The organism is Hymenobacter properus, from assembly GCF_015694735.1.
In the GTDB taxonomy this organism is placed as follows: Bacteria; Bacteroidota; Bacteroidia; order Cytophagales; family Hymenobacteraceae; genus Hymenobacter; species Hymenobacter properus.
On record NZ_JADQDP010000003.1, the window covers coordinates 146,950 to 173,759 of the forward strand.

Here is a 26,810-nt window from a genome sequence, read left to right on the forward strand (position 1 = left end):
AGAAAAATGTTGGAACAAAGGTAATTACTTCGTGGGCTTCTTCACAGGCCTGGTCGTTTTCACCGGCGCTTTGCTCGGGGTGGTCGGTTCGGGCGCTCCCGAATCGGATTCGAAGTTCGGGTCGACCGGCGTTTTAGGCGGTGCCACGGTCTTCACCGCGCCTTTCGGGCCAGGCTGGTTGCGGTCTTCGGCACCCAAACCCAATTCTTCTAACACGAATTCGGTGTAATCGTGCGCCGGATTGGTGTAAAGCATGGTCAGGTCGCCGGATTTGTCAAATAGCACCGCCAGCTGCTTCTTCTTGGCCACTTTTTCACAGGCCTCAAACACCTTGTCCTGCACCGGCTTGTTCAGCTCCTGTCGCTTTTTGAACAGTTGGCCTTCGTAGCCAAACTGCTTGTTTTGGTAGGCTTTGATATCCTGCTCCTTCTTCAGGATTTCATCCTGCCGCTTTTTCTTCATGGCTTCAGTGAGCACCACCTCTTCGGCCTGATACGTGCGGTAGAGCTTGTCGAGGTCCTTTTTCTGGGCCTCAATTTCCTTCTGCCAAGTGTCAGACAGCGCATCAAGCTCGGCCTTGGCCTTGGCGTATTCGGGCATTTTGCCCATGATAAACTCCGAATCGACCCAACCAAACTTCTGCGCATGCGCGCCCGGCACAGCCAACAGCAACAATAAGGCCAGCCACAGGCCACTGATGTTCTTCATAGGTGAGGAAACGTGAAATGTTGCCGGCTAGTGCCCGGCTAGCGAATTTGCTGGCCGATGATGAAGTGGAAGTGATTGGGGTCTTGCTTAGTGCCGGCGGCCGTGCCCACGGGTGGTATCACCGAGTCGAAGCCGTGGCCGAAGTCGAACCCGAGCAGACCGAAGGCCGACATGAAAATACGGGCACCCACCCCGGCTGAGCGGTACAGCTTGTAAGGGTTGTAGTTGGTGTAATTATCCACGGCATTGCCAGCTTCGGCAAACGCCAGCACGTACACCGTCGCGGCGGGGTTCAAGCTCACCGGGTAACGCATTTCCAGCACGTACTTATTGAAGGCGATGCCGCCCGGCTGGTTGGCTTGCGCCGAGGGGATGGCAAAGGCCTGACCGGGGTCGTCGTAGCCGCGCAGACCAATGTAGTCGGCACCCACCAGGAAGTTGCCGCCACCGTTGTAGCCCAGGCCCGCACCGCCCATTTTAAACCGCTCGAACGGCCCTACAGCCCGGTTTGAGTTGTAGGTGCTCAGGTAGCCGAAGTGCGCACGGGTGTTCAGCACCAGCTTGCCCACGATTGGTGTAAACCATGAGGCATCGAACATCCATTTGTGGAATTCAATCCACTCGTTGCTGGTGTGGTTGTTGTTCAGCAGCGAGTAAGGCGGCGTCAGGCTCACGCTCAGGCTCAGTGAGGAGCCGCGGCGGGTATAGGTCGGGTTGTCAATGCTGTTGCGGGCCAGCGTGGTGTTCAGCGTGATGTTGTTGAACGTACCCGTGGTGGCGCCGGCAATAGCAATGTAGTTTTGCGTCTGGTACTGGCTATACGACAGCGAGTTACTGAGCGTAAAATAGTCGTCCGGCACGCGCAGCTGGCGGCCCAGGCCCACCGTAGCGCTGTTCACCTTGATGAACTGGTCCGATGACGCATCCAGCGCCGCGCCGGCCCGCTGCACGCTATGGTTGAGGCTAAAGGAGAACGAGTTCGGCCGGCGGCCGCCCAGCCAGGGCTCCGTAAACGACAGCGAATACGCCTGATACTGCACGCCGTTAGCCTGCACGTTCAGGGCCACGCGCTGGCCGTCGCCGGCCGGTACCGGCGTCCAGTTGCGGAAGTTGCCGGCTTTGCGCAACGAAAAGTTATTGAACACCAAGCCCACCGTGCCAATAAAGCCGGCGTAGCCGCCCCAGCCGCCCGACAGCGTTACCTGGTCCGAGGGCTTTTCTACCACCGTGTAGTTGATGTCCACGGTGCCATCGGCCTGGTTCGGCACGGGGTTGATGCCAATCTTCTCAGGGTCGAAATAGCCCAGCGTTGCAATCTCGCGCTGCGAGCGAATCAGTAGTTCGCGGTTGAACTTGTCGCCGGGCAGCGTGCGCAGCGTGCGGCGCAGCACGTGGTCGCTGGTCTTGGTATTGCCCGCGATGTTGATGTCTTTGATGTGCGCCTGCACGCCCTCGCTGATGCGCATCTCGATGTCGATGGAATCGCCTTCCACCTTTGTTTCCACCGGGTCGATGGTAAAGAACAAGTAGCCGTCGTTCAAGTACAGCGAGGAAATGTCCTGCCCCGTCGGGTTGTAGTTCATGCGCTTGTCCAGCACCTCTTTGCTGTACGGGCTGCCAGACTTGATGCCCAACACATTGGCCAGGGTTTTATCGTCGTAGAGGTAATTGCCCGTCCAGGTGATGTGGCGGAAGTAGTACTTCGGCCCCTCGTCCACCTTGATGCGCAAGGCCAGTCCTTGGTCGTCGCGAATCAGGGTATCGCTTACAATGGCGGCATCGCGGTAGCCCTCGGCGTTGTAGAACTCGATAAGCTTTTTCTTATCCTCCTCGTATTCGCTCCGCTGGAACTTGCCCGCCGTCAGGAATTTGTATGGCTTACGCTCCTTGGTTTTCTTCAGTTTGCCCTTCAGCTTGCGGTCCGAAAAAGCCTTATTGCCTTCAAAGGCAATGTCGTGAATGCGCACTTTCGAGCCTTTGTCTACATCGATTCGCAGGGCAACGCTGTTGGCCAGGGCCGAATCGGCCACCTGCAACACGTTGACTTTGGCATCGAGGTAGCCTTTGTTCACAAAGAACTTGCGCACCTGAGTGCGGGTGTTGTTCAGCAGGGCATCAGTTACCACCTTGCCCCGAATCAGCGCAATTTTCTTGGTGAGGTCTTCCGTCTGCCCCTTGCGAATGCCCGTGAAAGTGAACTTCGACAAGCGCGGCCGCTCCTTCACGTTGTAGTCGAGGTAAATTTTATTGCCTTCAATGCGGGAAATGGTCACGCTCACATCGCCCAGCAGGCCCTGGCCCCACAGCTTGCGAATGGATTTACCAATCTCCTCGCCCGGAATATTGATGTCGTCGCCCACCCGCAAGCCGGAAAGGCTAATCAGCGTGTTGGGGTCCAGGTTGCGCGCTCCACTCACGGTGATGCCGCCCAGCTGGTACTTCTTGGGCTCGTCGCCGGCTGGCACTGCCGCTTGCTGTGCGTGTGCTGAATGGCCCATCGCACCTCCTAGCAGCCCCAAGGCCAGCACTAATTTTACAACTAAACTACGCACAATAAAATTTACAAAAATTTATGAGACAGCTACTTGCTCACTCGTTTTACCAAAGCGCCGCTCCCGGCTCTGATAGACCCGAATGGCCTCCTGAAAGTGCTCTTTCCGGAAATCCGGCCACAGCAAATCCGTAATGTACAGTTCTGTATAAGCCAGCTGCCACAGCAGAAAATTGCTGATGCGCTGCTCCCCACTCGTCCGGATGAGCAATTCTGGGTCGGGCATATTGGCCGTCGTCAGGTAGCTCGCCACCGTGCTTTCATTCACTGCAGCGGGCTGGAGCTTGCCGCTGGCCACGTCGGCGGCCATGCGCCGGGCAGCCTGGGTCAGGTCCCAGCGCCCGCTGTAGCTCAGGGCTAGCACCAACGTCATGCGGTTGCCCCCTTTGGTGAGTTCCATGGCCTCGGTCAGCTCGCGCTGGCAGTTGCCCGGCAGTGTACTCAAATCGCCGATGGCTTCCAGGCGAATGCTGTTTTTGAGTAGTGTGGCCGTTTCTTGCCGGATGGTGTGCACCAGCAGTTGCATCAAAGCCATTACTTCGAGGGCTGGACGGTTCCAGTTTTCCGTCGAGAAAGCATACAGCGTCAGGTAGCGCACCCCAAGTTGGGCGGCTTCTTCCACAGTTTCGCGCACAGCCGTGATGGCGCTTTGGTGTCCAAACACCCGCAAGCCACCCCGCTTCTTTGCCCAACGCCCGTTGCCGTCCATGATGACGGCCACGTGGGCGGGGATATTTTGAGTATCAATTTCGGCCTTGCCGGTCATCTTTGCGGTTTCGCTAAAAGAGCCCGCAAGTTACGGAAATGGTTGCATTCAGCGGCGGGGCCGTGCCTCCGTAGCTGCTGCAGCCTGGCTTAAGCCCGTTGTTTTTCAGATGCTTGTTCCCCAATAGCAGCTATTTAAGCAACTTTTTATTCTTTCTGTATTGGCTGGGGCAGGGTATTTTATAAAAAGTATAAGACAGGCTCAGGCCGCTATAATAGTACCAATCTTGGTCGTGGGGGTTCACGAGCAACGGGTCTTGGTCGCCCAAGTGGTCGAGCTGGTCGGTAAAGGCCTTGCGCGCGCCTACTTCCAAGCCAAGGTTTAAGTGCTCCGACAACGCGTATTTTAAACCCGCCCCCATCGGAATGGAAAAGCCCAGCATGGCCCCGTCCCGACTGAAGTCGTTGCCGAGAGCAGAGTCGTTGGTCACCGTGGTGGTATTGGCATAGAAAGCTGCCACGCCGGCAAACAGGTACGGCGTAAAGTGTATCTTATCGGTGCGGTAGTGGTAATCCAGAAAGTTATATTCCACCACCGCCGAAGCTTCCAAAATGCTTCCCTTAGTATTGGCCTGCCGATAACCAAGCACGGGCGGCACGCCACCGTTGGTCCCGCTCACGTTGCCGTCGTCGGCCCGCAGTAGCCCGGCCGTGAATCCCCCCCGCAATGTGACGGGCACCGACACGTCTTTGCGGTAGAATACCGTGAAAGCAGGGCGGCTATTCTGCAGCTGAAACTCGGGCGAGATTTCGCCGCGGTAATTGGTAGCGCCAATGCCTATGCCTAGTTCGCTGGTGTTTTGTGCATTCGCCGACGCACAAAAAAACGCACTCCCCGCTTGCGCTAGGCAAGCGAGGAGTGCGGTGTTGATAGTTGAATTCGTCATTTAAACTATTTGCTGGCTAGGAAAGCGCCTCAACCAGCGGCCGCTGGTTAGCGGAATTTGGGGTTCTTGATACGGGGCGTCAAGATGTAGTTCAGGGTGACGCCGGTAACGATGTACCAGTCGGTTTTATTGCCTTTATCGCCGCGTTGGGCCAGTCCAGGAGCGGTAAAGCCAGGGAAGGTGCCTTCGTTAAAGGTGCCATCTCGCAGCGAAATACTGCGCGTAATGTCGCGACCAAAATACTTCTGGGCGGGGGTGCCGTTAGATACGTCACCGTACTTCCCTCCTACGTCATCCAGGTAATCGGTGAATGTTTTGCGCCAACCGATTTCAAGGCTTGCATCAAAGTTCCGATTAATACGGTAGCGGATACCGCCACCAAAAGGAATCGAGAATTGAGTTTGGCCATATTTACTGTCTTGGCCTTCAGTGCGCAAGTCGGCAAGTGCAATGTACTCACCCTCAGTCAGACCGAGGTTGTTTTTGCCTACCAAACCTTTGGGATTGTGGTAGAAGCCAGCTACACCAGCAAACACGTAAGGCACAAAGTCAGGACGCTTCAGGTAGTTGTTGCGATTCTCAATCAGGTCGATGATGGCCACAGCTGAAGCTTCCAAGATGTCGTTGCGGAAGCTCATGTTCCGGTTGTAGCGGAAACGAGCGTCTGGGTCATTCTGGTTTGCAGCTAAGGCGTCGTCGCCCGAGATACGGCCATAGGAAAGACCAAAACGACCGGATACACGCGGATAAAAGCGGCGGGTTATGGATATGCCAGCCCCTACGCGGGTGGCACCGAGGCGCAAGCTGGTGAAATTAGTAACCGGCGTTACATCGCCGAAGTAGTTCATGGCGTTCAGGCTGAAGCCAATCGAGTTGTATTGCTTCCGCTTGCTGAACTGCTGAGCATCTGCATCCGGCGCAGCCACCAAGGCCAACCCGAGCGCAATTGCTGAGGAATAAGTGAAAATATTTTTCATAAGGCAACGAAAATGATGATTCGAGTTTCGAGGTGTGAGGGCAGTGCAGTGAATGCGCAGTTTCAGACAGTGACAAAAGTAGGCTTAATCGGGAACTTAAAAAAGTTTCTCCAATTTTTTCATAAAAAAACCTGACCGTTAGACTTGTATACCAACCGGGTTTCGGCGGTCCAAGCCCCAATTGAGTTTGCTGCGCAGGGTACTGAGGAAGTTTACGTGATTGAGTTTTACGAGGCGGGCGTTGAAGGTTTCGCGGCGAACGGCAATCTGAACGGATGCTTCGACGGGGAGGGAGCGGGAGTCGAGCGCTAGCATGTAGCTGGTGCTGCGGCCTTCAATTTCGAAGGAAATTACGCTCTGGTCCGACACCACGAGGGGGCGCACATTCAGATTGTGGGGGCATACGGGAGCAATAATAAAATTGTTTGTCTGGGGCAGCATCACGGGGCCGCCGCAGCTCAGAGAGTAGCCGGTAGAGCCGGTAGGCGTGGCTACCACCAAGCCGTCGGCCCAGTAGGAGTTCAGGTACTCGCCGTCGATGTAGGTGTGCACCACAATCATGGACGAGGTATCGCGCTTGAGGACGCTAAACTCGTTGAGCCCGAAGTTGAGAGTACCGAATACATCAGGGTCGGTGTCGACGCGAATCAGGCTACGCTCTTCTAAGGTGAAGTGGCCTTTGTATAGGGCGTCGATGGCCTGGGCAATGCGGTCGGGGGTGATGGTGGCGAGGAAGCCCAGGCGGCCGGTGTGGATGCCCAGGATGGGGATTTGCAGGCTGCCGACGTAGGTGACGGTATCGAGCAGGGTGCCGTCGCCGCCGATGCTGAGTACGAACTGCACGCCGCGCAACGAGTCGCCGCGCCGGAACTCGGTGGTGCCGGGTGGCAGGCGCAGGCGGTTGTCGAGGAAGGTGCGGAAGGATTCGCCGATGCGGACTTCGGCCCGGCGCGCGGCCAGGTCGTCGAGCAGGGCTTGGATGGCGGGAGCGGCTTCGTCGTTGAAGGGCTTGCCGAGAATGGCGATTTTCATGCGGAGAGAGCGAACACGCCTTTGCCAGCAGCAAGCGCAGGTCCGCCGGAAGATTCACAACAAATTAATAACCCAGGGCCAGGGCGGAAAACCATTTATATAGGGAATTCGGCGCGGAAGAAGTAGCCGGTCCGGCCCAGGCCGTTCAGGGTGTACTCCACAGTGAAGACCCGGTCGTAGTAAGTGACGAGGTGCAGGCCGAGGCCAACGGAACTTAATAACTGATTGGGTAGGCGGTTTTGCGGAGGCACAACCGGCGCGACCACATAGCCGGCGTCGGTAAAGATATTGAGGTAAACAGCCAGCGGGATGGTATTGATTTTCGGATTGTCGATGCTGCCCAGCCGAATAGTGCGGGGACGCAGAATGGCATAGGATATTCCTTGCTGGACCAAACCGTAGTGCCGGCCGTCGATGACATATTCATCGTAGCCCCGCACAAGGTCGGCATAGCCCAGGGCGCGGGAGTCGGCGTAGGCCAGGCGCCGGGCCAGGCGCGTTTGCCCGCTTAGGCCGATGCTGTAGTAGAAGTTGTGCCCCAGAGCCAAGTAGCGCGAATAATTGAGGTGCAGCGTGGTGATGCTGGGCGCGACGCCGCCAAGGAAAACGCGGTGTGACAGCGAGACTTGTGCATATTGGCCGGTGAGTGGGTAGGCGAAGGTTTTGCGCTGGTTGCGGGTGCTGGTGAGCGTGAAGTCGAGGTACTCGCGCTGGGTGCGGCCCAAAAAATAATTGGAGTTATAAAAATTAATGGAATCGGTGATTCGCTCCCGGTGATAGGACACATCGAAGGCAGTGAGAAACTGTACGGTGTGGCGCAGGCGCAGCCCCGCCGTGGCGTAGAAGCGCTGAATGGGAAAGCTCTCATCGGCCCGGAAGGGCACGAGGCGGTCGGCTTGGGTGATGTAGTCGAGCGTGTGGCTTTGGTAGAACGATGCGCCCGCGCCGAGGCCCAGACGCCGGTAGCGGCCCAGGCCGGGCGCCTCGTAAAACAGCTCATACTTGCGGTTGAAGCCGAGCTGCAGGTTGGCGCTGACCTGCTCGTTGCGGCCGCGGAAGTTGGTGCGCACCAGGTGCACGCCGTAGTCGAGGCGGCGCCAGCGGTCGGAGCGGTCGAGCCAGGAGCGCAGGTTGCGGTCGGCCAGCGAGAGGATGGGCACCGGGAAGGTGTAGAGCCGCTCCTGCAGCCCGAACACAACGAGCCACTTGCCACCGCTGCAACTGGCCTGCACCACCACGGCGTGAAACAGCTGCAGGTTGAACAGGCGGCTGCGGTTGGCTTCGAGCCGGGCGGCTATGTCGGCCACGGCCAAGGTGTCGCCTTCGTGAAAGTCGAGCTCGACCCGCAGAATACGCTCTTTGGTAACGGCATTGCCCAGAAACAGGATGGAACCCACGGCGGCGCGCGCCACATTGGGGCAGGGCAGCACCCGCACCAGAGTGTCAGCCGGGGCCACCACGGGCTTTAGCGGCCGCGGCAGCGTGTCGGCGGGCGCCTGGCTGGGCAGCAGCATCCGCAGCAATAGTAACAGAACTCCAAGCACCCGCTTATCAGACGCTCAGGTACCGCAGCAGGGCGTCGTAGCGGTCCTGCTCGTCTTCGTTGGGGGCAGCGGTACCGCTGAACTGGGCCGTGACAACATAGCCGAACCGCTCCAGTGTAGCCGTGATGCGAGCCAGGTTGTCGGTGTTGAGCTTGAGGGTGAGGCGGATGCGGTAGGGGTCGACTTCATCCTGCGCCACCAAGGCGCTGAGCACCTTGGCGTTGTTTTCCTCCACGTAGCGGCTGATTTGGGTAAGCGAATAGTCCCGCTCTTCCATCGTAAGCACGATGATGCCGCCCTGTCCCCCGCCGGTGGGCTGCTGGCCAAAAGCGGCCAGGGCATCGGCAATAGTGACCACACCGGCATACTCCTGGTGCTCATCGACCACGGGTACGAGCTGAATCTTGTTTTCAATGGCCAACTCCATCACGCGATAAAAGTGCTGGTCGGGCCGCACGTAGGCGTCGGCGTAGCCCAAGGACAGTTCAGAAAGCAAGGTTTCAGGGTCATCGAAATCGGCCAAATCCGATTCGGTGACGAGGCCGCGGTAGTGGCGGTTGTCGAGCACGGGCAGCTGGGCCACGTGAAACTCATCGAGCCAGCGCGCTGCTTTGCCCGCCGAATCGGTGCCTTTCAGGGGCGGAATCATTTCGTTGAGTAAGTCCTCGGCGAGCAGGGCAGGCATATTATTCGGCTAATAATGAGGTAAACGGCAATAAGAACGGGATTGGGTGGAAAGGATAAATAAAAAACGTCCCCGTGGCGTGATGGTTTGGTGAACAACAATCGGGCCGCCGAAAAGATAACCGCCGTTTAGGCAGCCACGGCCGGTACGTTGGCAGTAGTACGCAAAAAGTGGCGCAGGTAGGCGTTGAAGCCGATGGGGCGCTCCATCATGGGGGCGTGGCCGCAGTGGTCGAGGAAGCGCAGCTCGGCGTGGGGCAGCAGGCGGGCAAACTCGTGGGCCACCGGCGGCGGGGTGATGGTATCGTTCAGCCCCCACACCAACAGTGTGGGCACCGTCACTTTCGTCAGCTCCTTGCTCAGGTTGTGGCGCTGGGCCGACCGGGCAATGGCAATGATGCGCAGGCACTTCGCATTGGAGTTGGTAACATTAAACACCTCATCAACCAGCTCCTGGGTAGCCACTTTGGGGTCGTAGAAAGTGTAGCCTACCCGCTCCTGCACGTAGGCGTAGTTGCCGCGCTTGGGGAAGGAGCCGCCCATGCTGTCTTCGAACAAGCCGCTGCTGCCGGTGAGCACGAGGCGGCTCACGCGGGCCGGGTTACTCAGGGCATACACCAGGGCAATGTGGCCGCCCAGCGAGTTGCCCAGCACCGTGAAGGACGGTGGCAGGGCCATAGCTTTCACGAAGCCTTCAACGTAGGCCACCAGGCCCGGCACCCCGGCCTGGGTGAGGGGCATGTCGTAGATGGGCAGCAGGGGGATGATGACGCGGTGGTCGGCCGCAAACTCCTCCACCACGCCCTGCCAGTTGCTGAGCGCGCCAAACAGGCCGTGCAGCAACAGCAGCACGGGGCCCTGGCCTTCGTCCACGTACTCGTACCCGTGTTGGTGCTGGTGGCGCAATTCCATCTCGTTTCTCGTCAATTCCCGGCGGTTTTGGCAATGATACAACAACGGAGCCAATTGCCCAAAATTGCCAGCCCGTGCGGCGTGAGCAAGGCTTCGGGGTGAAACTGGACGCCGTAAAGCGGCAGCGTGCGATGACGCAAGGCCATGAGTTCGGGCACCGGGCCGGTGGTGCGGGCCAGCGGCACCAAAGCATCGGGCAGCGGCTCGCGCACCAGCAGCGAGTGATAGCGCGTGACTGGTTGAATGGCAGGCAGTCCCGCAAACAGTGGCTCGTTGGACGCGCATTGCATTTCCGATACTTTGCCGTGCACCGGACGGGCCGCGCGCGTCACGCTCCCCCCGAAGAACTCGCCCAGCGCCTGGTGCCCCAGGCACACGCCCAGCATGGGCACCCGCTGGTGGTAGTGCTGAATGACGGCGGGCATCACCCCCGCATCGGCAGGCGTGCCGGGGCCGGGTGAGAGAACGATGGCGTCGAAATTCAGCCCTTGCAGTTCCTTCAGCGCCACGTCGTTGCGCCGCACGATGACTTCGGCTCCGAGCTGTCGCAGGTAATCGGCCAGCGTGAAGGTGAAGGAGTCGAAATTATCGAGCAGCAGCAGACGCATTTTTTGAGGGTTGAGTTTTAAGGGTGGAGTGCAGAGTTGAACACGGAATGCCCTGCTAGTTCATTCAACAGTCAACCCTTAAAACTCAACCCTTCACAAACGCCGCCCGCATACGCACCAGCAAGTCTTGGGCAATGGGCAGCACGTAGCCGGTGATTTGCAGGGCCAGCGGGGTGGCCTGACGTACGATGGGCAGTACCTGCGAGCCGGCCACCAGATTGGGCGAAAGCAGGTGCACGCCAGCCACGCCGGTGCCGTACAGCAGCAGGCTGAGGCCGAGTATCCATTTCAGGACGCCGGCCGCACCGCCCAGCAGGTTGTCGAGCACGCCCAGTGGAGTGAGGTGAACGGCAGTTTTGAGCAAGCCGCCCAGCAGGTGCACGCCCCACATGATGCCCACGAACACCAGCGCAAACGACAGCAACGGCAGCATGCCAAAAGCATCGCCCACGTATTGCCGCACCAGCGGTACGGCCGCCGAGAGCAAGCTCAGCCCGCCCACTACGGCCAGCACAAAGGCCAGCAGCGACACCACTTCCAGCACCAGCCCGCGCCGGTAGCCCTTCACGGCCCCAATGCCCAAAGGCAACAGCAGCAGGATGTCGAGGGCAGTCATGGGTGGGGAATGAGGGTAGGAGGGTATGGGGGCATGAGGGCATTGGGTTTAGCAGGCGTACCTCCTACCCTATCCCCTCCTACCCTCATTCCCTACAGGTTCGTGTTATTCAGCAGGTGGCTCAGGGCGTCGGAAATGCGCTTGCCGTCGGCTTGGCCTGACAGCTCGCGGGCGGCCACGCCCATCACCTTGCCTAGGTCGGAAGGGCCGGTGGCGCCTACGCGCTGGATAATGTGCACCAGCTTCTCCACCAAGTCGGCTTCGGAAAGCTGGGCGGGCAGGAATTCTTCGATAATGGCCAGCTCGGCCAGCTCATTTTCTTCGAGTTCGGAGCGGAACTGCTCCTTATAGATTGCGGCGGCGTCGCGGCGCTGCTTGGCAGCTTTGTTGAGGAGCTTGAGCTCGGCTTCGGGAGTGAGGCCGGCGGCGCTGGCGCCTTCTGCAGTTTCAGCCAGCATAATCTGCGATTTGATGCTGCGCAGGGCGGTGAGGCGCACTTTGTCTTTGGCCAGCATGGCTTGCTTAATAGCGGCGTCGATGTCGTTTTTGAGCATGAGGCGGATTGGTGGAATGGTGGAGTGGTGGGTTAGCGGATGGGTGGCTTGGCGGCGGGCCGGCAAGCAGAACGATGCAAAGAACGTCATGGCGGGCGTAGCCGAGGCATCTCGCTTACGTAAGTAGGCCAGTCGATTGGTTTGCTACCGCACGCGAGATGCCTCGGCTACGCCCGGCATGACGAACTTTGGCCTCGCAAATTCACCACTCCACTCATCCACCAACCCGCCCCCCGTGACCAAGCTCAGCGTCAACATCAATAAACTGGCCACCCTGCGCAACGCCCGGGGCCACAACCGCCCCGACATTCTGCAGGCTGCCCGCGACATTGAGCGGTTCGGGGCCGAGGGCATTACCGTGCACCCGCGGCCCGACGAGCGCCACATCCGCTACCAGGACGTGCGCGACCTCAAGCACGTGGTGACCACCGAGCTGAACGTGGAAGGCAACCCCACCCCCGATTTCATCGCCCTGTGCCGCGAGGTACGTCCCGAGCAGGTGACGCTGGTGCCCGACGCGCCCGACGCCATCACCTCCAACGCCGGCTGGGACACCATCACGCATCAAGATTTTCTGCGCGAGGTGGTGGCCGAGCTGAAGTCGTTCGGCGCCCGCGTGAGCATCTTCCTCGACCCCGACCTGCGCCTGCTGGAAGCAGCCAAGACCACGGGTACCGACCGCATCGAGCTCTACACCGAAGCCTACGCCGTGCAGTACCTCGCCGACCGTGAGGGCGCCGTAGCCCCTTATCGCGCCACGGCCGCCCGCGCCGGCCAGCTGGGCTTGGGCGTGAACGCCGGCCACGACCTCGACCTCGACAACCTGGCTTTCCTGCACCAGCAGCTGCCCGAGCTGACCGAGGTGAGCATTGGCCACGCCCTGATTTGCGATGCCATTTACCTGGGCCTCGAAAACACCGTGCAGCTGTATAAGCGGCAGCTGCGGTAGCCAGCATTTACGACCAACCTGTCGCTAAAGAACGTCCTATCGAGCGTAGCCGAGACAGAACGTGCGACTTACCCTTTTCAAACTGACCCTATGCCCCGCCACTCCCTCGCTGAGTTCGACGCCCTGCCCTACCCCATCCTCGACGTGCGGGCCCCGATTGAGTTTGCCCAGGGCCACGTGCCGGGCGCCCTCAGCCTGCCGCTGTTCACCGACGAAGAACGGGCCCGCATCGGCACGGCCTACAAGCAAGTGAGCCAGGAGCGGGCCGTGCACATGGGCCTGGAGTTTTTCGGGCCGAAGATGTCGGCGATGGTGAAGCAAGCCAAAAAGCTGGCCCCCGGCAAGGAAGTGCGCCTGCACTGCTGGCGCGGGGGCATGCGCAGCGGCGCCGTGCTGTGGCTGCTGGAGCTGGCGGGTTTTAAAGTACACTTGCTCGATAAAGGGTATAAGGACTACCGCCGGGCGGTACTGGCCTCCTTTGCCGCGCCGCGGCCGTGGCGCGTGCTGGGCGGACTCACGGGCAGTGGCAAAACCGACGTGCTGCGCGTTCTGGCGGCCGCGCACGGGCAGCCGGTGCTCGACCTCGAAGGGCTGGCCCATCACAAGGGCTCGGCCTTTGGGGCCATTGGGCAGCCGGCCCAGCCCACGCAGGAGCAATTTGAAAATAACCTGGCTGCTGCCCTGGAGCAGCTGCCCCCCGACGTGCCGGTGTGGGTAGAAGACGAAAGCCGCCAGATTGGGCGGCTCACCATTCCGCTGCCCATGTTTGAGCAAATGCGCCAGGCCCCGCGCTACGTGCTGCAAGTGCCCCGCGAAGCCCGAGTGGCCAAGCTGGCCGCCGAGTACGGCGCCGAAAACCCAGCCGAGCTGGCGGCCGCCATTGAGCGGCTGCACAAGCGCCTGGGCGGCCTGGCCACCCAGCAGGCGCTGGCAGCCGTCGAAGCCGGCGATTTTGAGCGCATGGTGGAGCGCGTGCTCGATTATTACGACAAGACCTACACCCACGGCCTGACTCCGCGCTCGGGCGAACAGGCCCTCACCCTGGTGCCCGTAGCCGGGTGCAACCCGGCCGAGAATGCCGCTACTTTGTTGCGAACGGTAGCGGCCAGCGGCATTTAGCAGCGCGGCGGGCCGATGCTCGACTGTTTTATCAAGCGGTTTGCTCGTTGCTGCCGTTATTTGGGTCTCGATTATGCCCGGACCTTCAAACAGCCGGTTGTTGGGTTAATTCCTTTGTCATTGTTTTCCTTTTTTCTTATTCACCACCTTTTCCCTTTTTCATGTTCTCATCCATACAAACTCGGCTGAAACAGGCCAGCCGGCTATTGCCGGTTGCGCTACTGCCCTTCGCGGCGCAAGCGCAATTCAACTATGCACCGGCGAACGCGGTGAATACCGCAGGCACCTACACTGACCTGGGTACTACGGGTTCGGTCATTGCCACGGCCAACAACGACGACGCCAATTCGGCGGCCCAGCCAATTGGCTTCTCGTTCACCTACAACGGCACTGCTTTCACGCAGTTTGTGCTGAGCACGAACGGCTTCATCAAGCTGGGCAGCACGCCGCCCTCGGCCACCAACCTGTTTATTTGCAACGTGGTTGGCTGCACCAACGTTGACCCCGTGGAAAGCACCGACCCGGCCGACGTTAACCTGATTCTGCCGTTCAACTTCGACCTGGAGCCCGGCACCGGTACACCCGAATACCGGGTGTTTACCACCGGCACGGCCCCCAACCGGGTGTGCACCATTCAATGGAAAAACGTGAGCGACAAAGCCGACGCCACGCCTTCGAACAAGCAGTACACCAACTTTAGCTTCCAGGCCAAGCTCTACGAAACCACGAACAACATCGAGTTTGTGTACGGCACGGCCACGGCCTCGACGGCAACGCCCGAAAGCCGCTTCCCCAACGTGGGCCTCAAAGGCTCGAGCGCGGCTACCGGGCAAGACCTGCTGGCCAGCAAAACCACGGGCGCAGGCGCTTGGTCGACCACGACCTTCATCACCGGCAGCTACCCGGGCTCGACGCACAACATCCGCAACTCGGCTTTGCCGGACGCTGGCCGGACCTACCGCTTCGTGCCGACCGTATTAGCTTCCAATGATGCTGCCGTCACGGCCATCTACACGCTGGGCAAAGTCTCCACTTCATTCGGCTCTCCCGTTACAGCCCAGGTAGTTATCACCAACGCCGGCTCTGCTGCCCTCACCAACCAAACGGCAACGCTTACGGTAAGCGGCGCCACGACCTACACCAACACGCAGACCATTGCCACATTGGCCCCGGGCGCCTCGACTACGCTCACATTCACTTATCCCGTGACGGCAACTACTGGCACGAACACCTTGACGGCAACGGTTCCAAATGATGGGGTAAACACCAACAATACCCAGACCTTTACCCAGACCCTATCGACCAATACCCTGAGCTATGTTTCGGGCACTTCTTTTGATGGTGCCGCTGGCCTGTCGTCTGCTGGCAACGTGATAGCAACGGGTTATCGCACCACAGGTGCTGCTGCCGTTACTACCGTAACACCTTACTTCGGCGGCGCAGCTACTACGGGCTCTACCTACCAAATACTTGTGTACGCAGCTGCCGCAAATGGCCAGCCCGGGACGGTGCTCTACACTTCGCCGGCTCGTCCCCGCCCGGCCGGAGCGGCTGGCACTATTGTCCAAGATGTGGTAAGCATTCCCAACACTCCTGTAAACGGCAACTTCTTCGTTGGCATCAAAACAATTGGTGCTGACAACATTGGGGTAGCTTATCAGACCGAAACGCCCCTGCGCCCCGGCACTTTCTTCTTCACGACCACTGGCACTACTTGGACCGACATCAATACGTCTACGCTCAATTCGCGCCTCGCTGTTGATGTAGTCCTGAGCACTGTTACCGCTACCCGCAACGAAGCCCTGGCCGCCACGGTGGGCCTGGCTCCCAACCCCGCCCACGGCAGCTTCCAGCTGAACGTGCCGGCCGGCAACCTGCACGCCGCCACCGCTACGCTGAGCAACGCTCTGGGCCAAGTGGTGCTCGTGCGCCAGCTGAACCTGCCCGCCGCCGGCGGCACCGCCGATTTCAACGTGAGCAACCTCGCCAACGGCGTGTACTCGCTGACGCTGAAGTCGGGCAACGACGTAGTGGTGAAGCGCGTGGTGGTAGAATAACCTCCCCGTTTCCCACAAAAAAAGGGCTGACCGCACGGTCAGCCCTTTTTTTGTGGCCTTTTCAAGGCAACGGCTAGCTGATAGGCACCTTGCGCAGAATGGCCTCAATTAAGTCCTGGGTGCGGATGCCGTCGGCCTCGGCCTCGTAGGTGAGCAGGATGCGGTGGTTGAGGACGTCGGCAGCTACTTCCTTGATATCCTCGGGCAGCACGTAGTCGCGGCCTTCGAGGTAGGCCACGGCTTTGGAAGCGCGGTGCAGGGCAATGCTGGCGCGCGGACTGGCCCCAAACTGCACAGCCTGGGCGAACTCAGGCAGTTCATAGTCGGCCGGGCGGCGGGTGGCAAACACCAGCTCAATGAGGTATTTCTCCAGCGTGTCGGAAATCTGCACTTGGTTGATTTGCTGGCGGATGCCGAAAATATCGGCCTGCGTGAGCACGGGCTGCACGTCCTCCACAAAGCTGAGGTTGGCCATGCGGCGCATCACCTCCAGCTCGTCGGCTTTCTTGAGGTAGTCGACGTGTACCTTCAGCATGAAGCGGTCGACCTGTGCCTCGGGCAGCGGGTAGGTACCCTCCTGTTCCACGGGGTTTTGGGTGGCCAGCACCAGAAAGGGCAGGTCGAGCGCGTAGGTGGTGTCGCCGATGGTGACCTGCTTTTCCTGCATGGCTTCGAGAAGGGCGCTTTGCACCTTAGCCGGCGAGCGGTTGATTTCGTCGGCCAGCACGAGGTTGGCGAAAATGGGCCCCTTCTTCACCTCGAAGATGGACTGGTTCTGATTGTAAATCATGGTGCCCACCAGGTCGGAGGGCAGCAGGTCGGGCGTGAACTGCACGCGCTGAAAGTGGAGGTGCAGCACCTTGGCCAGCGTGGAGATGGTGAGTGTTTTGGCCAGGCCGGGCACACCCTCCAGCAAAATGTGCCCGCCCGTGAACAGGCCAATGAGCAAGCGGCTAAGCAGCGGCTGCTGGCCCACCACCACTTTGCCCATCTCGGCAAACACCTGGCGGATGAGGGGATGATAATCGACGGGCGCATCGGCCGGTGCCGCAGCGTTGGAAGAAGGAAGCATAGAACAAGAACGGACCAAACAACCCTTGCAAGGTAGGTACCGGCCGGAATTTAGTTTGTTTGCCAAGCCCGCCGCGGCAAACTGGCCCTAGTGCAGCACCTAATTTCCAACTAATACGTAAAGGGCTGTTTCGTCCAAGAACATGGGATGGCTACCTAAAGCAAATCCCGATTCTTTTAAACTTAATGCAAAAATCAGGCTACTCTGTAGTACCCTGGTTTTTATTTGCCGAACATTGTTTTACATTTACTCCCGCCTATATTTCACATGCCTTCACCACTTTTTCAATTCTTCCATATGAAATCAATTCTCCTAACTCGCTTGCTGCCAGCACTTATCCTAACAGTGGCCGTTGAAGGCACCCTGCTGGCGCAGCCTGGCAGCGGCGGCCCGGGCCCAGGCACGCCCGTTACGCCGACGACGCCCACCGATGTGCCGCTCGACGGCGGGGCTTCGCTACTGCTGGCCGGCGGGGTAGCCTACGGCCTGAAGCGCCTGCGCGACCGTCGCAAAAAAGCATAGACGCACCCGACGTATATATTTGGACACCGACGGCCTCCCTTGACTGGTGGGCCGTCGTTTTTTTGCAGCTTTACACTCGTTAGACGTCCTGCCCATGTCCACCACCGCTCCCGTAGCCGCGCCGCCCGACAACCGGCTGCTGTTCCGCTTCCTTCTCGTAGCCGGGGCGATGTACCTGGCCTGGTTTTTCCTTTACCAGCAATGGCTGGAGCCCGATGGGCGGCTTGACGTTGCGCTGTGCGGGCAGATTGCCAGTGCCAGCGTGGGTTTGCTGCGGGCCGTAGGGTTCGATGCGGCTGTGGCCCCCGCCAATGCGCAGTTACTGCTCATGAATGCGGAGCCTTCGGTGGTGGTGTACCCAGCTTGCAACGGTTTGGTGCTGTATGCTTTATTTGCCGGTTTCGTGCTGGCGTTCCCGGGGCCCTGGCGGCGCAAGGTGTGGTTTATTCCGGCCGGCGTAGCCCTCATCTGGGTGCTGAACGTGCTGCGCGTGGCCGCCCTGGCCATCAACCACCACTATTCGCACCAAACCGTCGATTTTAACCACCACTACACCTTCAACGTGGTGGTGTACGGCTGCATTTTCGGTCTCTGGATGCTGTGGGCCCGGCGCCTAGCTCCCAATGCCTCGGCCCTAACTCCGCTCAACTGATATGCTGCCCGCATCTCATGCTTCCCGGCCGGCGCGGGGGCACTGGGCGCTGGTGTCGCTGCTGTTACTGGCCTTGCTGCTGCTGGGGTTTTACCAAGAGCCTGTTGTTGATTTTTTAACGGCTTGCTGGCAGCGCGTGCTCGGGGCATTGGGGCTGCAGCGGCAGGCGGCCGCCTTTCAGCAGGGCATCAACGGGCAAGTAGCCAAGCGCCTGTTGCCCGCCGTGGCCACTTATGCCGCCATCTACCTAGCCATTAGCCTACTGCTCCTGCGCCTGCTGCTGCCGGAGCAGTGGCGGCTGGTGTGGCGCCTCTACGCGGGCGGGCTGGTGGTGTACGCGGCGCTGGTGGTGCTGGGCAAGCTGGGCGGCGATGTGCGGTGGGCTTATCGCCTCAGCCGGCAGCTGCTCGATTTCATGGTGAGCCCTCTGCCGGTAGCGGGCCTCTTTGTGCTGCTGCGGGCGGGTTTGGTGACACCTCGGCGCGCGTAGCACTACTAGTTTTTTACTGGAGCTAGGCAGCGGATACATTGCCCATAAAATAACAAACACTCGTTAGCTTTTTGGGTTATAATGACTACTTTTGGAAACGCATTATTGCCCAGCGGCTGTTCTTGGCCTGCGCCAGTGCCAAGGGTTTTGACCAATAGCTGGGCGGTTGCTTCCACAGCTCATTCCCTTCCCACCCATGAGCCGGTTTCATCAACTGAAAATCAAGAATATCCGTCGTGAGACGCCTGACTGCGTGTCGGTAGCGTTTGACGTGCCGGCCGAGCTGCGCGAGGCCTTTAGCTACACGCCCGGCCAGTACCTCACGCTGCGCCGCGAGCACCAGGGCGAGGAACTGCGGCGCTCCTACTCCATTTGCAGCAGTCCCCTGGATGACGAGTGGCGCGTGGCCATCAAGAAGGTGCCCGAGGGCCGCTTCTCGACTTTGGCCGTGGAGAACCTGCACGTGGGCGACACCCTGGACGTGATGCCGCCACAGGGCCGCTTCTCGCCCAGCCTGCATCCTGCCCAGGCCAAGCGCTACGCACTGTTTGCAGCCGGAAGCGGCATCACGCCCATCCTGAGCATCGCCAAAACGGTGCTGCTCACCGAGCCCGACAGCCACGTATACCTCATCTATGGCAACCGCGGCCGTAACTCCATTATCTTCAAAGAAGCCATTGAGGGCTTGAAGAATAAGTTTCTGCACCGGCTGAGCGTGTACCACGTGCTGAGCCGCGAGCAGGGCGACAGCGACCTGTTTTTCGGCCGACTGGATTACGCCAAGACGGCTGAGCTTTTGCAAAAGATGCTGCCCGCCGCGCGGCTCGATGAGGCCTACATCTGCGGGCCCGAGGAGATGATACACGGCGTGCGGCAGGCCCTGGTCGAGGCCGGCGTAGCAGCAGAGAAAATTCACTTCGAGCTATTTGCCACCAGCAGCAGCCCGGCCAACGCCCGCGCCAACGCCCCGCGTCCAGTGGGCGAAGACGACCAGAAAAGCCAGGTGACGGTGCGCCTCGACGGCCGCGCCTACCCGCTGGCCATGTCGTATTACGGCGATACCGTGCTTGATGCCCTGCTGGCAGTGGGCGTAGATGCGCCGTACTCGTGCAAAAACGGCATGTGCAGCACCTGCCGCGCCCGCGTGACGGCTGGCACCACCGAGATGGACGTAAACTACTCGCTGTCCGACACCGAAGTGGCCAAAGGCTACGTACTAACCTGCCAGGCTCGGCCGACCTCCCCCGAGGTGACGGTTGACTTTGACCAGTAAGGCGCTTTTGCCTTGTAGAAACGTCATGCCGAGCGAAGCCGAGGCATCTCGCCCGCTTCGTTGCGTTAAGATTGATTACTGCTGCACGCGAGATGCCTCGGCTTCGCTCAGCATGACGTTCTGAATTCCTTTCTACCTTTCCAATCCCACCATCATCCCACCCAGTCCCATGGAAACGCTCGAACAAGTCCTCACTCCGGAAGAACAGTTTCAGGCCCGCATCGACGCCGACGTGCGCATCGAGCCCAAGGACTGGATGCCGGACGCTTACCGCAAAACTCTGATTCGGCAGATTTCGCAGCACGCGCACTCCGAGCTGGTGGGCATGCTGCCCGAAGGCAACTGGATTACGCGCGCCCCTTCGCTCAAGCGCAAGTCCATTTTGCTGGCCAAGGTGCAGGACGAAGCCGGCCACGGCCTCTACCTCTACAGCGCCGCCGAAACCTTGGGCACCACTCGCGACCAGATGCTGGCCGACTTACACTCAGGAAAGGCCAAATACAGCAGCATTTTCAACTACCCTACACTTAGCTGGGCCGACATGGGCTGCGTGGGCTGGCTCGTGGACGGCGCCGCCATTCTGAACCAGGTGCCGCTGTGTCGCACCAGCTACGGCCCCTATGCCCGCGCCATGGTGCGTGTGTGCAAGGAAGAAAGCTTCCACCAGCGCCAGGGCTTTGAGGTGATGCAAACACTGTGCGAAGGCGCGCCCGAGCAGAAAGCCATGGCCCAGGAAGCCCTCAACCGTTGGTGGTGGCCCACGCTGATGATGTTTGGCCCGAAAGACGCCGACTCGCCCAACACCGAGCAAAGCATGAAGTGGCGCATCAAGCGCTTCACCAACGACGAGCTGCGCCAGAAATTTGTGGACATGATGGTGCCCCAGGCCGAATTCCTGGGCCTGACCGTGCCCGACCCGCTGGTGAAGTGGAACGAGGAGCGCCAGGCTTACGACTTCGGCGAGGTGAACTGGGACGAGTTCTGGGCCGTGGTGAAGGGCAACGGCCTCTGCAACCACGAGCGCCTGCAAGCCCGCGTTGACGCCCACGAGGAAGGCGCCTGGGTGCGCGAGGCAGCCAACGCCCACGCCGCCAAGCGTGCGGCGCGTGGCGCGGCCGTGGCGGCGTAAAACCTCACCCCCGGCCCCTCTCCCTAAGGAGAGTGGAGTCAGTTGACATCTTTTAACACCTATGTAATGGCCGCGCCGCCGTGGCTCCCCTCTCCCCAAGGAGAGGGGCCGGGGGTGAGGTTTTCTCAAGCACATGAACCAATCCGAATGGCCTCTGTGGGAGGTTTTTATCCGCAGCAAGCAGGGGCTTGACCACAAGCACGTGGGCAGCCTGCACGCCGCCGACGCCACCATGGCCGTGCAAAACGCCCGCGACGTGTACACGCGCCGCCTCGAAGGCGTGAGCATCTGGGTGGTGGAATCGAAGCACATCCACGCCTCGAACCCCGACGATTCGGAGGCCTTCTTCGACCCCGCCGCCGACAAAGTGTACCGGCACCCCACGTTCTACGAAGTACCGGAGTCCATCAAACACATGTAAGCCTGTCGTTTATGTCTGCAACCTTGCCTGAACCTACGGCTGCGGCCGTGCCAGCCAGTGCCCCGCGCTCGCTGTTTCCCTTTGTGCTGCAGCTGGCAGACACCAGCCTGATTCTGGCGCACCGCCTCTCGGAATGGTGCGGGCACGGGCCGGTACTGGAGCAGGATTTGGCCATGGCCAACATTGCGCTGGACCTGCTGGGCGAAGCCCGCAGCTACTACCAATACGCTGCCGAGTTGGAAGACCAGGGCCGCACTGAAGACGACCTCGCCTACCTGCGCAGCGCCGTGGAGTACCGCAACCCTCTGCTGGTGGAGCAGCCCAACGGCGACTTCGCGCACACCATCGTGCGGCAGTTTCTGTTCGATAATTTCCACTACCACCTGCTGCGCGAGCTGAAAGACGGCCCCGATGCACAGCTGGCCGCCATTGCCGAGAAGTCGGTGAAGGAAGCCGCCTACCATTTGAAATGGAGCTCGGAGTGGGTTATCCGCCTCGGCGACGGCACGGAGGAAAGCCGCAAGCGGCTTGACAAAGCCATTGCCACGCTCTGGCGCTTCGGGGGCGAGCTGACGACGCCCACCGAAACGGAAAAAGGCCTACAAGCCACCGGCCTGGTGCCCGACTATGCCACGCTGCTGCCCGCCATGCAGGCGCATGCCGAGCACGTGTTTGCCGAAGCCACCGTGCCGCTGCCCACGGCCGTTTTCGCGCAGTTGGGCGGCAAAACTGGGCGTCATTCCGAGCATCTGGGCTATTTGCTGTCGGAGTTGCAGTACATGCAGCGCACCTACCCCGGCCTGAAGTGGTGATTCAACTCAGCTGTTAGCCTTTAGTTGCTGGCTACTGGCTTTCTCAAACAACTAGGCGCTATGGAAAAGCTAGTAGCAAATCATCAAGAGCTGACCGCCAAAGTGTGGCGTTTACTGGGCGAAGTGAGCGACCCGGAAGTGCCGGTGCTCAGCATTCTGGATTTGGGCATTGTGCGCGGGGTGAAGGTGACGGGCGACGAAATCCACGTCACCATCACGCCCACCTACTCGGGCTGCCCGGCCATGAACGTCATTGCCACCGAAATCCGGCTGCGGCTGCTGGCCGAAGGGTTTCCCAACGTGGTGATTCACAACCAGCTCAGCCCGGCCTGGACTACCGACTGGATGAGCCAGGCTGGCCGCACCAAGCTGGAAGCCTACGGCATTGCCCCGCCCGTGGACGGCACGGCTACCGGCCACGTGCTCAACCTCTTCGGCAAGGACACCGCCGTGCGCTGCCCCATCTGCAAGTCGACGCACACGCATATGGTCAGCCAGTTCGGCTCTACGGCCTGCAAGGCGCACTACCAGTGCGACGACTGCCTCGAGCCGTTTGACTATTTCAAGTGCCACAACTAGGCGGATTGGTGGGCTGGTGGAGTAGTGGATTAATTGGCTGCCTTTCACCAACCCGCCAATCCACTACTCCACCAACCCACCAAACATGACCATCGGAATTATCGGCAGCGGCGCCATGGGCGCGGGCATCGCGCAAGTGGTGGCCGTGGCCGGCCACGAGGTGTATTTGCTCGACCAGAGCGCCACCGCTTTGGAGAAGGCCACCGCCAACATTGCCAGCACCCTACGCAAGCTGGCCGAAAAAGGCAAAATGACCGCCGAGGCCGCTCAGGCCGCCACCGCCCGCCTGCACCCCACCACCGTCATGCAGGACTTTGTGGGCTGCGGTTTGGTGATTGAAGCCATTGTGGAGGAATTGGGCGTGAAGCAGCAGTTGTTCCGCCAAGTGGAAGTAGTGGTGCCGGCCGACTGCATTCTGGCCAGCAACACGTCGTCGCTGTCCATCGCCTCCATTGCCAGCGCCTGCCAGCGGCCGGAGCGGTTTATTGGCATCCACTTTTTCAACCCGGCCCCGCTAATGGCGCTGGTGGAAATCATTCCGGCGGTGCAAACGCGCGCCGGGCTGGCTGAGGAAGTGCGGGCGCTGGTGCAAGGCTGGGGCAAGCTGCCGGTGCTGGTGAAAGACACGCCCGGCTTCATCGTGAACCGCGTGGCGCGGCCCTTCTACGGCGAGGCCATTCGGCTGCTGGAAGAAGGTGTGGCCGACATGGCCACCATCGACTGGGTCCTGACCGAGCTGGGCGGCTTCCGCATGGGCCCGTTTGCGCTGATGGACTTCATCGGCCACGACGTGAACTACCGCGTTACCGAATCGGTATTCACCGCCTTCTTCTTCGACCCGCGCTTCAAGCCTTCCTTCACCCAAAAGCGCCTGTTCGAGGCCGGTTACTACGGCCGTAAGTCGGGCCGCGGCTTCTACAATTATGCGGAGGGCGCCGCTATGCCCGAGCCCACCCGCGACGAAGCCCTGGGCCGCCAGATTCTGACACGCGTACTGGCCATGCTCATCAACGAAGCTGTGGACGCGCTGGCGCTCAACGTAGCCTCGAAAGAGGACCTGGAGCTGGCCATGACCAAGGGCGTGAACTACCCCAAAGGCCTGCTGGCCTGGGCCGACGAGCTGGGCCTGCCGCAAGTACTAGGCACGCTCGACGCGCTGTACGAGGAATACCACGAGGACCGGTACCGCGCCAGCCCGCTGCTGCGCCGCATGGTGCGCACCGGCCAGACGTTTGCCGAGCGGTAGCCCGCGCATCAGGGCAATAGCCGGATAACGAAATTCTTGAGCGGATTTTTCTTGACGAGCGTAACCAGCTGGCCATTGGCGTACTGGTACTCGTCCTCCCGCCCGTCGCGCACGGCCCGGATGATGCCGTCTTTAGCGCGGCTCAAGGTGAAATAATCGCCGAAATACTCCGCGAACGCGCGGGTCTGGCCCGTGGGCTCGCCAAAGAATAGGTTGGTGACGGCGTAGCGGATGGGCTGCTTTTCAGTGGCTTCGTAGTGGTGCTTATACTGGTCGGCCAAGATGGTGTAATGGTCGCCCTTCCACTCGGTGCGTGACTGAAAATCGTCCTGGTTGGTGTGGGCTTCCACGGTGGATAGCAGCAGCTGGCCATTGCGGAAGCGGTTCATTACCTGATAGTAAATCTTCAGGTGGTAGAACAGAAAATTCACTTTCACGTCGCTCACCAGCGTGTATACCTCCTCTGGGCCTACGGGCGGCTGACGGGTAGCCGTCATGGTGCCCACGCGCAGGCCGGCCACTTCGATGGCGTAGCGGCGCACCTCGGCGGCCGCTGGCTTGGCGGGCTGGGCCAGGACGGCCAGCGGTAGCACACAGAGGCAGAGCGGCGGAAGTAGCTTTCGCATCAGAACAGGTTTATTCCTGCTGAAAAGAACGTCATGCAGAGCGCAGCGAAGCATCTCGCGTGCAGCAGTAAATCCTAATTTTTGGTTTACTGTCACAAGCGAGATGCTTCGCTGCGCTCTGCATGACGTTCAATTGTTCATTAAAACGACGGCCTAACAGCAGCCGCCCCCGTCGTAGTGGAAAGTGGACGGCGACACGAAAATGTCGTTGCGGCCCAGGGCGAGCAGGGCGCCGGCGGTTTTGTCGCACACAGCCAGGGGCTGGTTTTGCAGCAGTACGTGGCCTTTTTGGTCGTCGAAGTACTCTTCGCCACCATAGTATATGGCGGTGCGGCCGGTGAAGATGCACGGCCCATCGGCCGGCATGGGGTCTTTGATGGCGCACACTTCCACGCTCTCGATGTAGATGAGCTCATCGGTGGCGTAGTGGCCGGGGGCCAGCACGCGGTAGGCGCGTTTGGCCCGCACCTCCACCGTGCCGAAGCCGACTTCAGTAATCATGTTCAGGTACTCCTGCAGCGGCAGCGAGCCGGTGAGGCACAGGGCCCGTAGCCGCTCGTCGGCCCGCAGCTCGTCACTCATAGGCTGTTCGCAAGTGGGGTCCGACATCACGAGGCGGCCGTGGGGCTTGAGCACGCGGTAGGTTTCCTGCAGGGCGCGCTTGAGGTCGTCGGTCTTGAAGATGTTGAACAGGCAGTTTTGGGCGGCCACGTCCACGCTCTCGTCCTCCACGGGCAGGTGCAGGGCGTCGCCGGCACGCAGGTCAATGAATTCGCTCCGGAACCAGTCGTTTTCCTGCTCGGCGGTTTCCATATTCTGGCGCGAGGCTTCCAGCATCTCGTCCACCACATCCACACCGATGACCGCGCCGGGGCGACGGCTGAAATAGGCGAATTGCAGCAGTTCCATGCCACCGCCCACGCCCACGTAGAGCACGGTGGGGCTGTTGGTGAGGTCGCGCGGGTTCACGGTGCTGCCACAGCCGTAGTTCATGGCCAGCATGCGCTTCGGGATGCTCAGGCCGGGCAGCTGCCACACGGGGTTGGTGGTGCAGCACAAGCCCACCTGGGGCTCCTGGGCCGCCTGGCGGTACACGTCGGCGGTGGTTTCGAGGTAACTCATTCTTGAGATGTAGGGGCTGAGTGAAGTTTCGGTTTCGTTCTGAACGTCATGCAGCGCGCAGCGAAGCATCTCGCGTGCTTCAACTAATTACTAATTTACGCGAGATGCTTCGCTGCGCTCTGCATGACGTTTTTTGCCATGAGGCTCGGCCAAGAAAACTGCCTACTGCTGGTTCAGCTTCCAGTTGTAGTCGAGGTAGCTGATGGGCGTTTTCTCGTCAATCTTGGTGGTGGAGTACTTGTTCACCCACTTCGCCACCGACTGGCCGTTTTTGGTCCAATCGCCCTTGTACCAGTCGAAATACTTCGACAGCTGGGCGCTGCTTTTGGTTATTTTATTTTTGGCCGGATTGTTCAGGAAGTCACGGCCCTGGTCGTCGAGCTGAGCGTCGAGCTTGGCAGCGGTGTAGGCCTCGTTGCGCAGGCGCGGGCAACTCATCGAAGCGCACACCAGCGCAAAGTGAATGCGCGGGTCGTCGTACTTCTTGCGCAGCGTGCCGTGCTCGATGTTGTCGAGGCTCATTTTCTCGCCGCCGATGCTGAAAAACTTAATGGCCCAAGGCGTGGTGACGAACGGAATCTTGATTTTCGAGCCGATGTCCTTGATGCTTTCCACCGGGTAGTGGTCGAGGATGAGGCGGATGGTGTAGGCGTTGTAGGCATTTATCCAAAAGGCCATTTGCTCCTGCTTGCTCCAGTTGCTGCCGGGCTTGTTTTTGCTCAGCAGGTCGAGGTACTGATTGAAGGCCTTCTCATCGGCTTTGAAGCCTTTGTAGTCGACCAAGCCTTTGTCGCTGACGTGCTTTTTGAGCAGCTTATCGAAGGCCGAATGGTCAACAGCCGCGGTGGCGACGGGAGCCACTACAGCGCGGCTAGGTACCGCGGCACGTGCCGGCGCAACTGC

28 protein-coding genes are annotated in these 26,810 nt (G+C 60.1%); 12 read left to right on the plus strand and 16 right to left on the minus strand.

The window, feature by feature from the left end; translation table 11 throughout:
* Positions 1-24 precede the first annotated feature (24 nt).
* The 12 genes from I2I01_RS12645 to I2I01_RS12700 form a co-directional block, all read right to left on the minus strand.
* The gene (locus I2I01_RS12645; protein ID WP_196286850.1) at positions 25-708 is read right to left on the minus strand and encodes an OmpH family outer membrane protein; all 684 of its coding nucleotides are present in this window, start codon (positions 706-708) and stop codon (positions 25-27) included.
* A 38-nt stretch (positions 709-746) separates the two neighbouring features.
* Positions 747-3,260 carry an outer membrane protein assembly factor BamA gene (gene bamA, locus I2I01_RS12650; protein ID WP_317196891.1) on the minus strand — a complete coding sequence of 838 codons (2,514 nt, stop codon included), beginning with the start codon at positions 3,258-3,260 and terminating at the stop codon, positions 747-749.
* An 18-nt stretch (positions 3,261-3,278) separates the two neighbouring features.
* Positions 3,279-4,025, minus strand: a complete 747-nt coding sequence (locus I2I01_RS12655; protein ID WP_196286851.1) for an isoprenyl transferase — start codon at positions 4,023-4,025, stop codon at positions 3,279-3,281.
* 130 nt (positions 4,026-4,155) lie between these two features.
* Positions 4,156-4,911 (minus strand): type IX secretion system protein PorG, encoded by a 756-nt coding sequence (gene porG / locus I2I01_RS12660; RefSeq protein ID WP_196286852.1) that lies wholly within the window; start codon positions 4,909-4,911, stop codon positions 4,156-4,158.
* 47 nt (positions 4,912-4,958) lie between these two features.
* On the minus strand, positions 4,959-5,888 hold the full coding sequence (locus I2I01_RS12665; RefSeq protein WP_196286853.1) for a DUF6089 family protein: 930 nt from the start codon (positions 5,886-5,888) through the stop codon (positions 4,959-4,961).
* A 138-nt stretch (positions 5,889-6,026) separates the two neighbouring features.
* Positions 6,027-6,920 carry an NAD kinase gene (locus tag I2I01_RS12670; protein ID WP_196286854.1) on the minus strand — a complete coding sequence of 298 codons (894 nt, stop codon included), beginning with the start codon at positions 6,918-6,920 and terminating at the stop codon, positions 6,027-6,029.
* 95 nt (positions 6,921-7,015) lie between these two features.
* Positions 7,016-8,434, minus strand: a complete 1,419-nt coding sequence (locus I2I01_RS12675; protein ID WP_196286855.1) for a BamA/TamA family outer membrane protein — start codon at positions 8,432-8,434, stop codon at positions 7,016-7,018.
* A 37-nt stretch (positions 8,435-8,471) separates the two neighbouring features.
* Positions 8,472-9,149 (minus strand): CBS domain-containing protein, encoded by a 678-nt coding sequence (locus tag I2I01_RS12680; protein ID WP_196286856.1) that lies wholly within the window; start codon positions 9,147-9,149, stop codon positions 8,472-8,474.
* 128 nt (positions 9,150-9,277) lie between these two features.
* Positions 9,278-10,060, minus strand: coding sequence for an alpha/beta fold hydrolase (locus I2I01_RS12685; RefSeq protein ID WP_196287576.1), 783 nt, complete (start codon positions 10,058-10,060; stop codon positions 9,278-9,280).
* An 11-nt stretch (positions 10,061-10,071) separates the two neighbouring features.
* A complete protein-coding gene (locus I2I01_RS12690; protein ID WP_196286857.1) occupies positions 10,072-10,668 on the minus strand; it encodes an anthranilate synthase component II in 597 nt (198 codons plus the stop codon).
* A gap of 85 nt (positions 10,669-10,753) precedes the next feature.
* Complete coding sequence (locus I2I01_RS12695; RefSeq protein WP_196286858.1) at positions 10,754-11,284, minus strand: CvpA family protein; 531 nt, start codon at positions 11,282-11,284, stop codon at positions 10,754-10,756.
* 92 nt (positions 11,285-11,376) lie between these two features.
* The gene (locus tag I2I01_RS12700; protein WP_230679104.1) at positions 11,377-11,838 is read right to left on the minus strand and encodes a GatB/YqeY domain-containing protein; all 462 of its coding nucleotides are present in this window, start codon (positions 11,836-11,838) and stop codon (positions 11,377-11,379) included.
* Between the two features lie 235 nt (positions 11,839-12,073).
* Between I2I01_RS12700 and I2I01_RS12705 the strand changes: the two genes are divergently transcribed.
* From I2I01_RS12705 to I2I01_RS12715, 3 genes are all read left to right on the plus strand, one after another.
* Positions 12,074-12,787: a pyridoxine 5'-phosphate synthase gene (locus tag I2I01_RS12705; RefSeq protein WP_196286860.1), complete on the plus strand. Its 714-nt coding sequence runs from the start codon at positions 12,074-12,076 to the stop codon at positions 12,785-12,787.
* A gap of 90 nt (positions 12,788-12,877) precedes the next feature.
* The gene (mnmH, locus tag I2I01_RS12710) at positions 12,878-13,906 is read left to right on the plus strand and encodes a tRNA 2-selenouridine(34) synthase MnmH (RefSeq protein WP_196286861.1); all 1,029 of its coding nucleotides are present in this window, start codon (positions 12,878-12,880) and stop codon (positions 13,904-13,906) included.
* A gap of 161 nt (positions 13,907-14,067) precedes the next feature.
* Positions 14,068-15,963, plus strand: coding sequence for a T9SS type A sorting domain-containing protein (locus tag I2I01_RS12715; protein ID WP_196286862.1), 1,896 nt, complete (start codon positions 14,068-14,070; stop codon positions 15,961-15,963).
* Positions 15,964-16,036: 73 nt separating this feature from the next.
* On the opposite strand, the gene I2I01_RS12720 is transcribed toward I2I01_RS12715, so the two are convergent.
* Complete coding sequence (locus tag I2I01_RS12720) at positions 16,037-17,035, minus strand: AAA family ATPase (RefSeq protein ID WP_196286863.1); 999 nt, start codon at positions 17,033-17,035, stop codon at positions 16,037-16,039.
* 297 nt (positions 17,036-17,332) lie between these two features.
* Here I2I01_RS12720 and I2I01_RS12725 point away from each other — a divergent pair, with 297 nt between their 5' ends.
* The 9 genes from I2I01_RS12725 (at position 17,333) to I2I01_RS12765 (ending at position 24,159) form a co-directional block, all read left to right on the plus strand.
* Complete coding sequence (locus I2I01_RS12725; RefSeq protein ID WP_196286864.1) at positions 17,333-17,557, plus strand: PID-CTERM protein-sorting domain-containing protein; 225 nt, start codon at positions 17,333-17,335, stop codon at positions 17,555-17,557.
* Positions 17,558-17,651: 94 nt separating this feature from the next.
* Positions 17,652-18,209, plus strand: coding sequence for an exosortase X (gene xrtX, locus I2I01_RS12730; RefSeq protein ID WP_196286865.1), 558 nt, complete (start codon positions 17,652-17,654; stop codon positions 18,207-18,209).
* Position 18,210: 1 nt separating this feature from the next.
* Positions 18,211-18,699, plus strand: coding sequence for an XrtX-associated membrane protein (locus I2I01_RS12735; RefSeq protein ID WP_196286866.1), 489 nt, complete (start codon positions 18,211-18,213; stop codon positions 18,697-18,699).
* Positions 18,700-18,895: 196 nt separating this feature from the next.
* On the plus strand, positions 18,896-19,972 hold the full coding sequence (paaE, locus tag I2I01_RS12740) for a 1,2-phenylacetyl-CoA epoxidase subunit PaaE (RefSeq protein WP_196286867.1): 1,077 nt from the start codon (positions 18,896-18,898) through the stop codon (positions 19,970-19,972).
* 169 nt (positions 19,973-20,141) lie between these two features.
* Positions 20,142-21,101 carry a 1,2-phenylacetyl-CoA epoxidase subunit PaaA gene (gene paaA / locus I2I01_RS12745; RefSeq protein ID WP_196286868.1) on the plus strand — a complete coding sequence of 320 codons (960 nt, stop codon included), beginning with the start codon at positions 20,142-20,144 and terminating at the stop codon, positions 21,099-21,101.
* Between the two features lie 133 nt (positions 21,102-21,234).
* Positions 21,235-21,522 (plus strand): 1,2-phenylacetyl-CoA epoxidase subunit PaaB, encoded by a 288-nt coding sequence (gene paaB / locus I2I01_RS12750; RefSeq protein WP_196286869.1) that lies wholly within the window; start codon positions 21,235-21,237, stop codon positions 21,520-21,522.
* Between the two features lie 11 nt (positions 21,523-21,533).
* Complete coding sequence (paaC, locus tag I2I01_RS12755; RefSeq protein ID WP_196286870.1) at positions 21,534-22,334, plus strand: 1,2-phenylacetyl-CoA epoxidase subunit PaaC; 801 nt, start codon at positions 21,534-21,536, stop codon at positions 22,332-22,334.
* A gap of 60 nt (positions 22,335-22,394) precedes the next feature.
* On the plus strand, positions 22,395-22,913 hold the full coding sequence (gene paaD, locus I2I01_RS12760; RefSeq protein ID WP_196286871.1) for a 1,2-phenylacetyl-CoA epoxidase subunit PaaD: 519 nt from the start codon (positions 22,395-22,397) through the stop codon (positions 22,911-22,913).
* 85 nt (positions 22,914-22,998) lie between these two features.
* Positions 22,999-24,159: a 3-hydroxyacyl-CoA dehydrogenase NAD-binding domain-containing protein gene (locus I2I01_RS12765; RefSeq protein WP_196286872.1), complete on the plus strand. Its 1,161-nt coding sequence runs from the start codon at positions 22,999-23,001 to the stop codon at positions 24,157-24,159.
* An 8-nt stretch (positions 24,160-24,167) separates the two neighbouring features.
* Here I2I01_RS12765 and I2I01_RS12770 read toward each other — a convergent pair whose 3' ends face one another.
* From I2I01_RS12770 to I2I01_RS12780, 3 genes are all read right to left on the minus strand, one after another.
* Complete coding sequence (locus tag I2I01_RS12770) at positions 24,168-24,785, minus strand: DUF6134 family protein (RefSeq protein ID WP_211537940.1); 618 nt, start codon at positions 24,783-24,785, stop codon at positions 24,168-24,170.
* 153 nt (positions 24,786-24,938) lie between these two features.
* Positions 24,939-25,907 carry an arsenosugar biosynthesis arsenite methyltransferase ArsM gene (gene arsM, locus I2I01_RS12775; protein ID WP_196286873.1) on the minus strand — a complete coding sequence of 323 codons (969 nt, stop codon included), beginning with the start codon at positions 25,905-25,907 and terminating at the stop codon, positions 24,939-24,941.
* Positions 25,908-26,069: 162 nt separating this feature from the next.
* Positions 26,070-26,768 carry a DUF547 domain-containing protein gene (locus I2I01_RS12780; RefSeq protein ID WP_211537941.1) on the minus strand — a complete coding sequence of 233 codons (699 nt, stop codon included), beginning with the start codon at positions 26,766-26,768 and terminating at the stop codon, positions 26,070-26,072.
* Positions 26,769-26,810: the final 42 nt, after the last annotated feature.